This is a genomic window from Paenibacillus sp. JT31N11 (assembly GCF_056269285.1).
On the sequence record NZ_JBWDNQ010000004.1, the window covers coordinates 501046 to 515432 of the forward strand.

Sequence of the window (14387 nt, forward strand, 5' to 3'; positions counted from 1 at the left end):
AAATGGCAGCGGGTAGCATATTTGGTATTTTGCTGGCGGCATGCGTGATTTCTATTTTTGAAATCAGGCTTATCCGGAAGAAGGGAGGCAAGCTGGAAGTAACGGTTTTCATCGTGCTTTTGTCTGCCGCCTGCGGCTTGTTCATTGCCCAGAAGCTCCATGTGCCGATTCCTAATCCATTGGTTGGGATTGAAGCCTTGTTCAAGTGGGCGGGGCATTGAAATGAAAGCAATCGGATCGAGGGAGGGGTACCATGATTGGAAGCGAGCGTATAAGCATTCGGGCTTTTACGATATTAACGTTCTTTTTCATGATCGGCACTTCGATTCTGATTGCGCCTAACGGGCTGGCTCTCGCCGCCAAGCAGGATGCGTGGCTGGCTGCCATTGCCGGGATTGCCATCAATCTGGTCCTTGTCTGGCTGTATGCTGTTCTGGGAGAACGCCACTCCGGCCAAACATTGGTCGAGTACAGCCAGACACTGCTCGGTAAATGGGCCGGGAAGCTGGTCGGGCTGCTGTTCACGCTGTTCTGCTACCTGCTTGCCGCATTAATGCTCGGAGATATGGGGTACTTCATGACCTCGCAGATTATGACCGAAACGCCGATCGAAGCGCTGCAGATATTGTTTGTGGTTTGCATTGTGCTGGTCGTGCGCCAGGGCTTTACCGGATATTCGCGCGCATCCGAGATTCTGTTTATATGGGTTGTCCTGCTGCTGGTATTATTTACCGCTCCGCTTTTGCCCATATTCGACTCTGGCCGCCTGAGGCCGGTACTGGAATTTGGCCTGATGCCCATTCTTGACGGAGGGAGCCATTTTTTTGCGTTTCAGGAGATGGCGGTGCTGCTCATGGTTTATCCGTTTGTCGTTTCGGGCAAGGGACGGAAAAATGCGTTTGCGATTGGCACGGCGCTGGGCGGATTTGTCTTGATCCTTACTACCCTTGGCAGCATAGGCGTGCTTGGAGACGCCTTAACGGCGAACAACCTCTATCCGGTCTATACGCTGGCCAAGAACATCAAGTTCGGCCGGTTTATCGAGCGTATCGAGGGCTTGATGATTTTTATTTGGGTCTGCTCAATTTTTTTGAAAATTACGCTTGTTTTCCATTCCAGCATAATCGGCTTCTCCCAGGTGACCGGCATCGGAGACAGAAGGGTATTTTTGTGGCCGCTGGCGATCGGGATGATTGTGCTGTCGCTCGCCTGTTATACGAACATCATCTATGTGGAATACTTTCTAATCACTTATTGGTCCGCTTTCGCTACATTGTTTCTGGTCGCTGTACCCGCCCTGCTGCTGCTGGTCTCCCTGATCCGGAAGAAGAAGGCATCGTAGGTGCTTGCCAGCGGTTGTTCCTGTGGTAATATGGGTATATGCCATCGGGAAAATCTAAGGAGGCGCAAGCATGAAGATCAAAATGAGTGACCTGCCGGGCATCGGCAAACGAATTTCCATGACGACAGCGAATGACGATCAGGTTGTCCTGATTGTTCACCATACCGGTTTGCGGGAGCTTTATTTTTTTGACGAGGACGAAGAGGAATGCAGGACGGGCTTCTCCTTGACAGCGGATGAAACAAGAGAGCTCGGGGCTCAATTGCTTGGGGCGACTTATCAGCCGGTGGATCTAGACCAAATGAGAATGTTCAAAAATAAAATCATGATCGAGTGGGTGGAGGTTGGTCCGAACTCCGCGCTTGCCGGCAAACCGATCAGGGAATCCAAGATCCGTACCAAAACCGGTGCTTCTATAACCGGGGTTGTGCGCGGTGATGAGGTAGTCGCCGTGCCGGATGCGGATTTCGTCATACAAGCCGGAGACACGCTTATGATGCTGGGAAGCAATGAACAGATCGCAAAGCTGGCGCAGGTATGCAAAGGTCTGGGGGGACTCTAGCCGATGGAGCATTTGCCGCAGCTTCTGGGAGCGGGTATCCTTCTCCTCTCCTTATACCTGGCTGCAATTTCCGGAGCCCGATTCCGGGTTCCGGGTATTATTCTTTATATCCTGGTCGGGATATTGGCCGGAGTCTGGCTGCGCGATTCCCATCTGCTTCATTCGGCGGGTGAGTTTGGCATCGTCCTGCTGTTTTTTCTGCTGGGTCTGGAATTTTCCTATGGCCGGTTGAAATCGATTGCGGGGAAGGTCTGGCCGGCCGGAACGCTTGATGCTGCCCTTAATCTGCTTGTTACCATTGGCATCTGCTTTGCTTTCGGATTGGAGCTTGTACCTTCCCTGCTGATCGGCGGCGTGGTATTTGCTACCAGTTCAACGGTAACAGCCAAGCTGATGCAGAGCACCAAGCGGATGGCGAACGCAGAGTCGGAATTTATGCTCGCCCTGCTCATATTCGAGGATCTGGTTGCGCCTCTTTTTGTCGCGCTGCTCATCGGAATTGTGGAGGGACAGGATCTATCGCCGGCTTTTTTCCTGCTGGTGCTTGGCAAAGTCGCGCTGCTTGCGGCAGGAGCCATTCTTATCGGAAGATTTGTGTTCTCCAGGCTGCATGATTTCTTCGACCGGATATTCTCGGAGGATTATTATATCGTTCTGACGGTCGGATTGGCTTTGACTTACGGCGGTCTTGCCGTTTATTTGGGTCTGTCTGAAGTGCTTGGAGCTTTCCTGGCGGGGATGATGCTGTCCGGCGTTAGGAAAACGGAAGATATCGAAACCAAGATACTGCCGGTGCGCGACCTGCTGCTGCCCTTGTTTTTTGTATACTTCGGCACAACGGTGTCGCTCGGCGAGCAAATTCCATACATAGGTTTGTTTATTACACTGCTTTTATGGTCGACGGCGGCCAAAATCATCACGGGTTATTACGGAGGAAAGTGGTATGGCCTTTCGAAGAAAGCCTCTCTGCGGGCCGGGCTGTCTATGACCACCCGGGGAGAATTCTCGGTCGTAATCGCAAGTCTCGCGGCCGGCTCCATCAAGCTGCTGTCCGGCTTGTTCGTTCTGGGCTCAGTTATCCTGGGGATTGCTTTGTTCCAGCTCGCCCCGTGGCTTACCCGGAAGCTGCTTGGCAAACCTGCCGGATCGAAGATGCGCGCAGGGACAAAATAATGTTAGGGTCTGCTGGCAAAGGGAGGCTGGACTCCAGCACGCAATCGCTACGCTGAATATCGACAGAATCGACGACTGGATGCAGTTGAAGATATCATCGATGCAGGAGCTGCTGAAGGTTCATCCCGAATTCGCAGCAGGCAAGCCCGCACAGCTGCTGCCCTTGTTGAAAATCCTGGATGAAAGCGATAATCAGGTCAGCGGCTTTAATCTGATTGATCTCAAAGGCAATGCCATCGGCGTCGACAATGTCTCGATCAGCGTTGCCGACAGGGAATATTTCAAGAAGGTGCTGGAAACGAAGGAGCCGGTCATTTCGGATATGATCGTGAGTAAAAAACAGGCGCTTATGTGCTTCCGATTGCCGTTCCGATCCTGGATGACTCGGGGAATGTGACCGGAATGCTCTCGGCCTCAGTGTCCCCCGAGACGATTACAGCCTTGACGGATAGCATCAAAATAGGGGAAACGGGTACCGGTTATATCATTTTGGAGCTTGGTGAGTATTATACAAATGCCGACACAACGCGGATCGGCAAAAAGATTACCGAGTTCGAGACAAGCCCAAGCGCGCTGAAGGCGCTCGCAGCCGTTCAGGGAAACAGCAGCGGGAGCATCACATACAAGGATAACAATGGAAAAGAAATGTTAACCTATTATGACAGTATCCCCAATACCTCCTGGAAGCTGATCGTCTCTGCGCCGACAAGCGAGCTGTACGCAGCGGCGGCCAAAGCGCAGACGATCGCGATCATTGCGGTGGCGGCGGTTCTGCTTTTGATCGTGCTGGTCTCGATTTATATTACCAGAATCATTGTCAGGCCGCTGCTGAACATATCGGCTACGATGAAGAAAGTGGCGGAAGGCAATCTGAACGAGAGGGTTGACACCCGCTCCAAGGACGAAATTGGCGACATGAGTAGAAATATCAACGCCATGATCGATACGCTTGCGGGGATCGTCATGAAAATCAATCATACAATCAATCAGGTGACATTGGTTTCGGAGGAGCTTCTGGAATCGGCCGAGCAGTCCTCCAAGGCAGCCGCCTATATCGCCGCATCCATCCAGGAGGTGGCAAGCGGGGCTCAGACGCAGCTGGAAGGCGCAGAGCAATCCTCTATCGCCATGGAGGAAATGGCAGTGGGCATTCAGCGTATTGCCGAATCATCGGGAAACATTTCCGAGCAGACCGGCAATGTGACGGATGAGGTGGAGAAGGGGTATGATCAGATCGACTCCGCCATCCATCAAATGAATGTAATCGGCACGGCAGCCGATCAGGCCGCCTCTGTAATCACCCAGTTCAACAAGCATTCCGAGGAAATCGGCAACATCATAGATGTGATATCGGATATTTCCAACCAGACGGCCTTGCTTTCATTGAATGCATCTATTGAAGCCGCAAGGGCGGGAGAACAAGGCAGAGGCTTTGCTGTCGTGGCGAACGAAGTCAAGAAGCTGGCCGAACAGACGAAGGATTCGGTATCCAGCATAGTGACACTGATTGAGCCCATTCAGCAATCCTCCACCCAGGCGGTGGATTCCATGGAGAAGAACGTGACGGAAATCAGCGACGGGATAACGAAGATGCAGCATGTTGGCGAGGCTTTTGCCACAATCCGTTCCTCTGTCCGCCAGGGTCGGAGCAAATGCAGGAGGTTTCCGCGACGACAGAGCAAATTTCTGCGGGAACGGAGCAAATTACCGCCTCCATAGACGGTATGGTTAGCATATCCAAAGTCGCAACGGATAATTCCCAGACCGTGGCCAGCTCGTCGGAGAAGCAGTCAGCGATTATGGACAGCATTACCTCATCGGCCCAATTGCTTAACCGGATGATGCGGGAGCTTAAGGAGCTGGTCAAGGTATTTCAAACATAGATCAATTTAACCTGCAGCAACCATCCCCCCCGGAGCTTAAATGAATGCCTGCCAGGGCATTTCATTTCGGTTTCCGGGTTTTTTAATAGGATGAAAGGTTAAAACCCGCCATATTTAGCTCCCTTTCTGAGGGAAGATAACCAACTGCTCCGCCAGCGGACGGCGACAGCCGTTTCTTCTTGCTCTAGCGGAATCGCATCCGGAACTCCTTGGGCTTGAACCCGGTATAGCGGCTGAAGCAGCGGATAAAGTAAGGGAAGGAGCCGAAACCCGTCTCCTCGGCGATTTTGCCAATGGCATGATTGCTGTGGATGAGCATGTGTTTGGCCTGTTCGATTCTGTGGCGGGTTACATATTCCAGCGGTGTGCAGCCAAGAGCCTTCTTCATGCAGACGGCGATATAATTAGCGTGAAAATGAAGCTCCTCCGACATCCGCTTGTAGCCGAGCGGCTCCTTGTAATGCCGCCTGAGGAATGCTGCCGCCTCGTCGGCAATGGCCAGATAAGGGCTGGCGGCGGACATGCCGCTCTCCTCCTGAAGCTGCAGAAGAAGCTCCTGAAACAGCTGCTGTTGAGTCCACCTTGCAGAGACAGACGGCTGGATCTGATGCAGCTGGAGCTGCCTGATCCGGTCGGTCATCGCTTCGGGATCAAGCAGCTTTCCGAACCTCGGGAGATAGAAGGCGAACGATTCCGTCTGCATATCTGAATAGTCCTGCTGCGGGGGAGTGAATGGCTGCGGCTCCTTCTCCCCGCTCCATGAACCGAATGTCTGAAAGTGAAGCCAATAGAAGCGGGTTTGTTCCTCACAAGGAGTTGTCGTCCGGTGGGCTCGATCCGGGCGGAGAAGGACGAAATGCCCTGCTGAAATGGAATAGACGTCTCCCGCTTCTTCCAGATGAAGGCATCCTCCGGTCACGACCAGCAGGTCGAATACGCCAATACCGGATCGGCTCGGGTGCCTGCCTCCGATCGGATAGGTATCTTCGCCGCAGACGATAAAATGCGGCATGGGTGGAGAGATGAATTGGAGCATGACAAGCATCTCCTTCTTAAATGAGCTTCCTCTATAATAAGCTCTTCCCGCTGTTCACGCAAAAGAAAGGCACTTCTCATGATGTTGTGATTGGATAAAAACCGGTTGTATTCGGATATCTGAATTTCATGCCATACATGTTATATTCGAGCAGGAATGCATAAGCGGGAAGGGGAGATGGCAATGAACCTGAGGACGGCTTTTGAAGCGCTGCCGCTTGGACGTATCAAACCTGCCGGTTGGCTGCGGAATCAGCTGCGGATACAAGCGGACGGCTTTACGGGACATCTGGATGAGCAGTGGGCCGATGTCGGTGCGGACAACGGCTGGCTCGGCGGCAAGGGCGAGAGCTGGGAACGGGGACCTTATTACGTTGATGGGCTGCTGCCCTTGGCTTACCTCCTGGAGGATGAACAATTGATCGCCAAGGCGAACCGCTGGGTAGAGTGGTCGCTTGCCAGCCAGAAGGAAGACGGCTCATTCGGGCCGGAACGCATTGAAACGGTCAATAATGATGTGAACAAGAGACAGGACTGGTGGCATTACTTGATCATGCTGAAGGTCATGACCCAGCATGCCGAAGCTGTCGGCGACACGAGGATCATACCGTTCCTCACGTCTTTCTTCAAATATGTTCACTCGACGATCACAGAGAACCCGCTTCAGGGATGGGCTGAGGCCCGCGGTGCGGAAATGCTGCTCAGTATTCAATGGCTGTACAAAAGAACAAACGACGCTTTCCTGCTTGAGCTGGCCCGGCAGGTAGCGGGGCAGACCATAGACTGGACGGAGGTATTCCACGATTTTCCGTTCTGGCGCAAGGTGGAGGAATGGGATTGGAAAACCCATGTCGTCAACGTGGCGATGGGGATCAAAACACCCGGGGTATTGTACGAACTCAGCGGTGAGCCTCTGGAGCGGGAGGCCGTGCACCGCGGTATTGACAGCCTGATGACCTATCATGGACAAGCGCATGGCATGTTCTCCGGCGATGAATGGCTCTCCGGCACCCACCCGAGTCAGGGCGTGGAGCTTTGCGCCGTTGTGGAGTACATGTTCTCGATGGAGCAGTTGACACGCATATTCGGTGAAGGAAGATTCGGTGACATTCTGGAGAAGGTCGCATTTAATGCATTGCCTGCGGCGATTTCCGGAGACTGGACTTCACATCAATATGATCAGCAGGTGAACCAGATAGTCTGCAATATCGCACCGCGCAGCTGGAGCAACGGACCCGATGCCAACCTGTTTGGTCTGACTCCGCATTTCGGCTGCTGCACGGCCAATATGCATCAGGGCTGGCCCAAGCTGGCATCCCATTTATGGATGCTGGACGGCAAAGGCGGATTGGCTGCTGTATCCTACGCGCCTTGTACAATCAGCACGCAGGTAGGGGCAGGGGTTGAAGCGAAGCTGGAAGTCAGCGGGGATTATCCATTCCGGGATGAGGTCGCCATCATGATCTCCCTTGCGCGGCCGGAGCGCTTTGCGATTTCATTTCGCATACCGGAATGGTGCACGTCGCCTGTCCTGACAGTGAACGGTGAACCTGTGGTCCTTCAGTCTGTGAATGGGTATGCGAGAGTAGAGCGCGAGTGGGGAGATTGTGACAGGCTTCTTCTTCTTCTCCCCATGGAGGTCAAGACCGTATCGCGTAATTTATACGCGTTCAGTGTGGAACGCGGACCACTGGTGTATGCACTTCCGATCCAGGAGAACTGGCAGCTGCTCACCAGACGCGAGATGTTTCACGATTGGGAGATTTACCCGGGTTCGGCATGGAAATACGGTCTTCTCTCCGATACGGATTATGAAGTAAGCTTGGCGGATATTCCTTACCAGCCTTTCGACGCGGCGAACGCGCCCGTTCGGTTGAAGGCAAGCGGCCAGCTTGTCCGCGAATGGAAGATGGAGGGCAACAGCGCCGGAACGCCGCCTCTTCATCCCGATACGGAGGGACAGCCTGTAATGGAGCTTGCTCTTGTTCCATACGGCAGCGCAAAGCTGCGGATCGGGGAGTTTCCCCTTATCGGCAAGCGAAAGCCAGGAACGCGCTAACAGGATTTTATGGGAAAAAATGAACGCAGCCGCCAGTGGACGGCAAGAGCCGTTTATTCTTGACTATTTCCGTTTAATATATGAAAATAAAGTCCATTCAGAAGAAAAAAGGCGCACTTATGGCCAAAGGTTTGGTATAATAAGAGAGTAAGACGAATGGATGACAAGAAGGAGGCTGGCCCATATGGCACGATATTTGTTCGCTTTTGAAGTGAAATCGTCCGGTAAAAAAGGTGAATTCAGCTGGTCTGCTGAAACAGAAGAGGAAGCGCGCGCGAAAGTGCTGCTCAAAATCGCCGATTTCGAATTTTCGGAGGTTGAGGATATCCAGCTTGGCGACTTGCTTGAAGTACGGACAACGACCGGAGATCAATATTATGAATGCGAAGGCTGCAGCGCTTAAATATAAACGCTGCCTTCCTTCCATTAGTTGATAGGATGGGAACATATCCGCATTACCTGAGACACGCAAAATAAAACCGGCCCCATGTCCAACGACACGGGGCCGGTTTTATTTTGCAGGTTAGCCCAGGGATCGGCAAGAGGATCAGATCATCCGGCTCCACTGCCGGTATTTGCCCGGCGGCAGACCGGTATGCTCTTTGAACCATTTGGTAAACGCATGAATGGAGGCGGCACTGAGCCGGTCGGCAAGCCGGGCGAGAGGTTCATCGGAATGAATGAGCGCATGCTTGGCAAGCGCAAGCTTCTCCTTCATAAAATAATCATAAGGCGCAAGGCCCGTCTCCCTGCGGAAAACCCTGCTGATATAATCGGGATGGTAGGAGGTCCATGTTTCGAGCCAGCCCCTGTCATATTTATCCTCGGCATGCCGATGCAGTTTCTCGGCAACGAGACGGACGATTGGACTGCCGGTGGCACGGCCCAGATGGGGAAGCTGCTCCCCCTGCTTGATGGAAATGATCAGCTCCAGAAACAATGATCTCAGCAGGAGGGGGATATAATCATAATCCATCCGGTAAAGCTCCACGATTCTGGCAAACCGCGGTTCAATACGATCCAGATGAAGCGACTGCTTATCCCCGAGCATCAGGGAATCCTCTTCCTTGACGCTTTTAATCATCATGGTATTTGGTATTGGCGCAGGGGATTCATCTGAGTCCACTTCAATGACCGATATCGCTTTGACGCCCCCGCGGGCAGGCAGCGGAGCATGCCAGGAGAAATGGATGCCGTACAGAATGAACGGGTCCTGCGGGTCGGCTGTAAAGGTATGGACAACATGGGGCCCATAATAAAATAAATCCCCTGGCTTCGCCTCGTACGCTGCGGATTGAATGACGGCTTGCCCCTTCCCGGAAACGACCAGAATAAACTGATAATCCGCAATATACCGCGGACCGAATGCGCCTCCTGGATCGCCTGTATACAGATTGGCATATGAAACGACAGGCGTCAGCTCGTTCCACTGCAGGCATGCGGCCTTCAATCCCACATCGAATACCCCCTTCGATATAAAAGTCGGCAAACGTTAAAAATCCGTCTGAGCAAAACAAATACAACCCCATGCAACTAGCATATAGTGTAAGTAAGAAATCGGCAATGAACAATTATCTGTTCGAAAGGGGTACCTCTATGAGCGACAGCAACCCGCTTCAGGACACGGCTTTGATGCCGGCAACCCGTAAATTTGAGGATGCGACGCCCCTTCTGGAGCAGCCCGTGAAGCTGCTGGAGAAGGCGAATGAGAAAGGATATCTGTTTTTCAAAGGTTTTTTTGCCAGAGAGAGCATTCTGAATGTCCGCAGAGCCATTCTGCAGATTCTTAAGGAGCAGGGACTGCTGGATCCCGGCCATCCGCTGATGAGCGGTTATGCCGACCTGGACGCGCTTGACCGGTTGAGCGAGGAGGATGCGAACTGGAACGGCGTCGGCGTGCCGTACGAGGTTTATCTTGCCGTGCAGAAGCTGGAGACCTTCCATGCCCTGACCCATGAGCCGAAGCTGCTCTCCCTGTACGAGGTATTGTTCGGCGCCAGAGTGATTCCGCATCCGCGCAATATCGCAAGGGTTATGCTGCCGCACCGGTTTGCGCATGCAACGCCGCCTCATCAGGATTTTCTGCATATCCAGGGCGATTATGACACCTGGACGTGCTGGATCCCGCTGGGCGACGTGCCAAGGGAGCTCGGCGGCTTGTCCATTCTCGAAGGCAGCCACAAGGCCGGCCTGCTCGGAGTGACCGGCAATCCAGGGGCGGGAGGCCTGGAGTCGATTCTTTGCGGCATGGGCTGTGAATGGGCAGAGGGCGATTATGAAACCGGCGACTTCATTACCTTCCACAGCCTGACGGTTCATAAGGCGCTGCCCAATAAGCAGCCCGGCCGCGTAAGGCTGTCCTGCGATTTCCGGTTTCAGTCCGTCGAGAATCCGATTGAGCATGCCTCGCTCCTGCCCCATGGTCCCTTCAGCTGGGATGAGCTGTATGAGGGCTGGGAACGCAAGGAGCTGCAGTATTACTGGAAGCAGGAGCAGTTCGAGTATACTTCGTTCGACGAGTCGATACGCTGGCAGAAGGATAAGATTTGTTAGCGCTGCCTTAAGGTGAACGCCGCTTCTGTGATTGAATCGCGGGGCGGTGTTTTGCTTGTGTTGGTTTCTGATTGCCAAATCGTGGATCAGGTAAATTTAGTTCCTGCGAACCTTGGGTCTTAAAGTTTAAAATTGGTATAGTATGGTTAATTTGTTTTTGTGCTGCGTATTTATGACGGGGCTGCGGGCATGAGGATTTTCTTATTACATACAGTTGAGAAGGGATGATGGCTGGTGAACAAGAAACGTTTGATGAATAACACAGCTCGTCTGGCGCTTGCGGTTAGCCTTGTTTTTGGAGCCTCGCTCGTGACCAAGGCGGAAACGACCCATGCCGACGATATGGGCTGCTACGGCTGGTTCGATTTCGTCTACAAATCGACGGGAGATTTGAATTTTGCCAATTATCATTTTATGGTCTGCCGCGGCGAAGCCGTCGCTCCGAAGCTGCATAAGGCCGGCGAGCTGATACCGGTCAATCCGATTATCCCAGGTCCGGGCGTGTCATTTGAACCGCTCAATCCAGCCGGCCCGCTTGTGCCGATTGCGCCAATCGGCGGCCCTGTATCGCCCATTCGCGGCGGATTCACACCCAGAGTCGCACCTTGATCAACGTTCTATAAAAGAAAGGAGTGGAGGACCGGCATCAAGCCAGTCCCCACTCCTTTTTAGCTTCCGCCATCGTTTTGACCGGCGCTTCCAAAGCGGTCTCATGCGCCGTGGGCTTTTTGCCGATCCAGCGTCCGTCGACCGGCTCGCTGGCCAGCTGGTACCTTGTATCGCAGCTGATGCGGATCCGGTCGGTCACATTGACGGTGGAGCTGTGCATCGTGAACATGCCGAAGAAAATTGCATCCCCCGCTTCAAAATGACTTGTTGCCCAGCGTCCGCCATATTTCTCGATAAGCTCCAGCGGATCCCGGGAGAACGAGCCCTCTGTCCTGTCGCGGTCGACATCCATCTGCCCATAGGTGCTGCGGACATGCTCCCAGCGGTGCGAGCCGAGCAGAATCGCAAGCGTGCCCATCTCGATCGGGGTATCGCCGACAGGAGTCCACAGCGTATACAGATTAGGCGTTCCCCTGCCCATATAGACGATATCGTAATGAGCGTCGGTTGAGCCGCCGGTTGCGATGGCGCGGAGCCATTTGTAATCATAGGTGGACGCCGCTCCGCCAAGATAATTTGTGAAAAAATTCATCACCCGGGGTGAATTGACCAGTTCCAGGAAGGCCGGCTTGTCCGTATTGGTGCCCCCCAGGAAAGCACTTTTGTTGTCGGGGCTGACAAGTCCAGCCTCCGGATCGGCATCGGGCGCCAGCCTGCCGCTCTGATGAAGCTGATTCAGAATTTCGGCACGGGCCTGCTGCACCTGATTGCGGTCATGAAAACCCCGAATAAATATATATCCGTCCTCTTCCATCCTGGCCTGCAAAGCCGCCGCATCCTCGCGGATATCGTTGGATTCGCGCAGCGCCGTCAAATACGGGCCTTCCATTTCCAGTTGATGCACTCCCATGCTTACCTTCATTTGCTCATCTCCTTTGTCTTCAAGATATCAAAACAGGCCGCTCCTTTCCCATGTCTGAATGTTGGATCTATTTGTATATTTGTGTTATAAGAGGGATAGCTGATTACGAGCAAGAAGTCCGAACGGAGTGTGAATATGGCGCTGCCCAACATCGATCGTTATATGGTCCCCAAGCATATGAGCGACTTGTATATGAGCTATTACGGGAGCCAGTCCTGTCCCCCGGGATGGCTCTATGGGCCGGCAATGCGGGATCATTATTTATATGTCCTGGTCATGAGCGGGCGGGGGCAGTACCGGGTAAGAGACAGGGATTATCCGATTGCGGCGGGTCAGGCCTTTGTGATGTTCCCGGGGGAGCTTGCGATGTACCGGGCGGATGACCTGGAGCCGTGGGAATATACATGGTTCGGGTTTAACGGGGAGCTGGTGAATGTCTTCCTGACGCAGGCTGGGATCGATGTTGATCATCCGGTGATCACGCATCTGCAGCCCGACCGGCTTCATCGCCTGTTTGGAGAGCTGTTCGGTTATGAGGGCGGGGATGAGCGGAGGGATGAGCTTTTCTATACCGGATGCCTGAGCAGCATGTTGGCGGAAATTTGCCGGGGCGAGAATCGGGACGGCAGATCGGGGGAGAGAGGACAGGGTGAGCAGTATATCCTGCAGGCCCGGAGCTTCATTCAGCAGCATTATGACAAAAACATCCAGATTCAGGATGTCGCCTCCTACGTAGGACTGGATCGCAGCTATTTGTCCAAGCTGTTCAAGACCAGAACCGGCATTTCGCCTTACGAATATGTGATGGGCCTGCGATTGTCCAAAGGCAAGCAGCTTCTGCAGGAGACGGATCTGCCGATCGAGCATATTGCCCTTCTGCTGGGCTTCAAGGATACCTTCCATTTCTCCAGCTTCTTCAAACGAAAAGCCGGGCAAGCCCCCCTGCATTACCGCCAGAGACAGTGGAGCAAGGAATAGCCGATCGATAAGAAAGCTCAAGTGACAGCTGACGGAGGTCTCCGGCCGTCTGGCAGGGTGCTTGACCGGGTTCGGAGCGGAAGCCGCAACAATTGCGGCGGTGAGCTGTCCTCCTTGGCTGTCTGTTCAGCCGTTTCCAGCAGAATCTGAACGCGGTTGAAGGGCATTCAAACGCCGATATTCACTGGGAGTGAAGCCTGTTTTCTTTTTGAAAATGATCAAAAAATATTTCATGTCCTGGTAGCCGACCTGCTGGATGATTTCCTGGATGCTTTGTCTGGTATGGGCCAGCAGACTGCAGCTTTTCTCGATCCTTTTATTCTGGACATAGCTCGTGAAGGTGCAGCCCAGCTGGATTTTGAACAGCCGGTGAAAATGCCTTTCGCTCATTCTGCAGGCCTCTGCCAGCTGACGGGCGGTGAGAGGTTCTGCAAAATGAAGATCCATATACTGTACGGCCATATCCAGTGAATCGTTCATCCCCCTGGCGAGGTCAGCCGAATGGCCTTTTCCCTGAAGATGACGCTCCAGCATGACGGCCAGCTCAAGAAACAGGCTGTACAGCCTGGCGATATATCCCGGTCTGCGCTGCATATATTCGCGATAAGCCATCTGGAACCAGGCTCCAATCTGCCCGTCATGATCCTGGAGCCGATGCCATATTGAGCCGCCGCCGGGCTGAATCCGCAGCAGCTGCATGGCACCAGCCAGCGAACCGATACCGGGAAAAGAAGCCAGCTCCTCCGCCAGTCGCTCCGGCTTGAATATGCAGTTGTACACGATAAGCGGGTGGTTCGGCTGCGGGCTTGTGGGGCGGAACACATGCGAAACTCCAATAGGGAGGATGAACAGATCGTTCTTGGCTACCTGCATGACATCTTCCTCCACATAATGAAAGCCCGAGCCTTCATCGATGTATGCCAGTTCCATAAAGTCATGCTGATGCAGCTGCAGCCGGAACGACTCGTTCACGCGGTTGAAGAAGAAGGGCAGGGCATCCTCCTCAAATAAGGTCCACGGCGTCAAATCAATCGGGGTTTGCACCATATGCGAGTCACTCCTCATGGGAAGTAATAGATAAGCTCGGCCTGTTCTCAAGCTCTCATGTCATTATACCCCCGTGAATATGGCAGGAACAACCGTATTTATTCTGATTAAATCGCTTACAATGGACGAGAGGAATGACGAGCTTCCGTAAAGACCGGAGATGGATATCGCCGGAGCGGGAGGAAGATGGTTTTCGTAAGAGCGGTCAGAATTTCTGATCGGGA

16 protein-coding genes are annotated in these 14387 nt (G+C 53.3%); 12 read left to right on the forward strand and 4 right to left on the reverse strand.

Features of this window, described 5'->3' with window-relative positions:
- The first annotated feature begins 2 nt into the window (after window positions 1-2).
- The 7 genes from AC0YNV_RS18070 to AC0YNV_RS18100 all read left to right on the forward strand — a co-directional run bounded on the left by AC0YNV_RS18070 (window position 3) and on the right by AC0YNV_RS18100 (window position 4960).
- Window positions 3-221 carry a hypothetical protein gene (locus tag AC0YNV_RS18070; protein WP_210037339.1) on the forward strand — a complete coding sequence of 73 codons (219 nt, stop codon included), beginning with the start codon at window positions 3-5 and terminating at the stop codon, window positions 219-221.
- Between the two features lie 32 nt (window positions 222-253).
- Window positions 254-1342, forward strand: coding sequence for a GerAB/ArcD/ProY family transporter (locus tag AC0YNV_RS18075; RefSeq protein ID WP_475769275.1), 1089 nt, complete (start codon window positions 254-256; stop codon window positions 1340-1342).
- A 70-nt stretch (window positions 1343-1412) separates the two neighbouring features.
- Window positions 1413-1904, forward strand: coding sequence for a cation:proton antiporter regulatory subunit (locus AC0YNV_RS18080; protein WP_475769276.1), 492 nt, complete (start codon window positions 1413-1415; stop codon window positions 1902-1904).
- Between the two features lie 3 nt (window positions 1905-1907).
- Window positions 1908-3077: a cation:proton antiporter gene (locus AC0YNV_RS18085; RefSeq protein WP_475769277.1), complete on the forward strand. Its 1170-nt coding sequence runs from the start codon at window positions 1908-1910 to the stop codon at window positions 3075-3077.
- 79 nt (window positions 3078-3156) lie between these two features.
- Window positions 3157-3474 (forward strand): PDC sensor domain-containing protein, encoded by a 318-nt coding sequence (locus AC0YNV_RS18090; protein ID WP_475769278.1) that lies wholly within the window; start codon window positions 3157-3159, stop codon window positions 3472-3474.
- Window positions 3429-4796 carry a methyl-accepting chemotaxis protein gene (locus AC0YNV_RS18095; protein ID WP_475769279.1) on the forward strand — a complete coding sequence of 456 codons (1368 nt, stop codon included), beginning with the start codon at window positions 3429-3431 and terminating at the stop codon, window positions 4794-4796. The genes AC0YNV_RS18090 and AC0YNV_RS18095 overlap by 46 nt, the downstream gene beginning before the upstream one ends.
- Complete coding sequence (locus AC0YNV_RS18100; RefSeq protein ID WP_475769280.1) at window positions 4730-4960, forward strand: hypothetical protein; 231 nt, start codon at window positions 4730-4732, stop codon at window positions 4958-4960. Before AC0YNV_RS18095 ends, AC0YNV_RS18100 begins: the two co-directional genes overlap by 67 nt.
- Window positions 4961-5144: 184 nt before the next feature.
- Here AC0YNV_RS18100 and AC0YNV_RS18105 read toward each other — a convergent pair whose 3' ends face one another.
- Complete coding sequence (locus AC0YNV_RS18105) at window positions 5145-5996, reverse strand: helix-turn-helix transcriptional regulator (RefSeq protein ID WP_475769281.1); 852 nt, start codon at window positions 5994-5996, stop codon at window positions 5145-5147.
- Window positions 5997-6179: 183 nt separating this feature from the next.
- Here AC0YNV_RS18105 and AC0YNV_RS18110 point away from each other — a divergent pair, with 183 nt between their 5' ends.
- Both AC0YNV_RS18110 and AC0YNV_RS18115 read left to right on the forward strand, forming a co-directional pair.
- Window positions 6180-8054: a beta-L-arabinofuranosidase domain-containing protein gene (locus AC0YNV_RS18110; RefSeq protein WP_475769282.1), complete on the forward strand. Its 1875-nt coding sequence runs from the start codon at window positions 6180-6182 to the stop codon at window positions 8052-8054.
- A gap of 184 nt (window positions 8055-8238) precedes the next feature.
- A complete protein-coding gene (locus AC0YNV_RS18115; protein WP_210037345.1) occupies window positions 8239-8457 on the forward strand; it encodes a hypothetical protein in 219 nt (72 codons plus the stop codon).
- Between the two features lie 144 nt (window positions 8458-8601).
- Here the strand turns inward: AC0YNV_RS18115 and AC0YNV_RS18120 are convergent, their stop codons facing one another.
- Complete coding sequence (locus AC0YNV_RS18120; protein ID WP_475769283.1) at window positions 8602-9510, reverse strand: AraC family transcriptional regulator; 909 nt, start codon at window positions 9508-9510, stop codon at window positions 8602-8604.
- A 140-nt stretch (window positions 9511-9650) separates the two neighbouring features.
- Between AC0YNV_RS18120 and AC0YNV_RS18125 the strand changes: the two genes are divergently transcribed.
- Window positions 9651-10607: a phytanoyl-CoA dioxygenase family protein gene (locus AC0YNV_RS18125; RefSeq protein ID WP_475769284.1), complete on the forward strand. Its 957-nt coding sequence runs from the start codon at window positions 9651-9653 to the stop codon at window positions 10605-10607.
- A 234-nt stretch (window positions 10608-10841) separates the two neighbouring features.
- Window positions 10842-11216: a hypothetical protein gene (locus AC0YNV_RS18130; RefSeq protein ID WP_475769285.1), complete on the forward strand. Its 375-nt coding sequence runs from the start codon at window positions 10842-10844 to the stop codon at window positions 11214-11216.
- Between the two features lie 37 nt (window positions 11217-11253).
- On the opposite strand, the gene AC0YNV_RS18135 is transcribed toward AC0YNV_RS18130, so the two are convergent.
- Window positions 11254-12138 (reverse strand): phytanoyl-CoA dioxygenase family protein, encoded by an 885-nt coding sequence (locus AC0YNV_RS18135; protein WP_475769286.1) that lies wholly within the window; start codon window positions 12136-12138, stop codon window positions 11254-11256.
- Between the two features lie 135 nt (window positions 12139-12273).
- Here AC0YNV_RS18135 and AC0YNV_RS18140 point away from each other — a divergent pair, with 135 nt between their 5' ends.
- On the forward strand, window positions 12274-13116 hold the full coding sequence (locus AC0YNV_RS18140; RefSeq protein WP_475769287.1) for an AraC family transcriptional regulator: 843 nt from the start codon (window positions 12274-12276) through the stop codon (window positions 13114-13116).
- Between the two features lie 126 nt (window positions 13117-13242).
- Here AC0YNV_RS18140 and AC0YNV_RS18145 read toward each other — a convergent pair whose 3' ends face one another.
- Window positions 13243-14163 (reverse strand): helix-turn-helix domain-containing protein, encoded by a 921-nt coding sequence (locus AC0YNV_RS18145; RefSeq protein WP_475769288.1) that lies wholly within the window; start codon window positions 14161-14163, stop codon window positions 13243-13245.
- Window positions 14164-14387 lie beyond the last annotated feature (224 nt).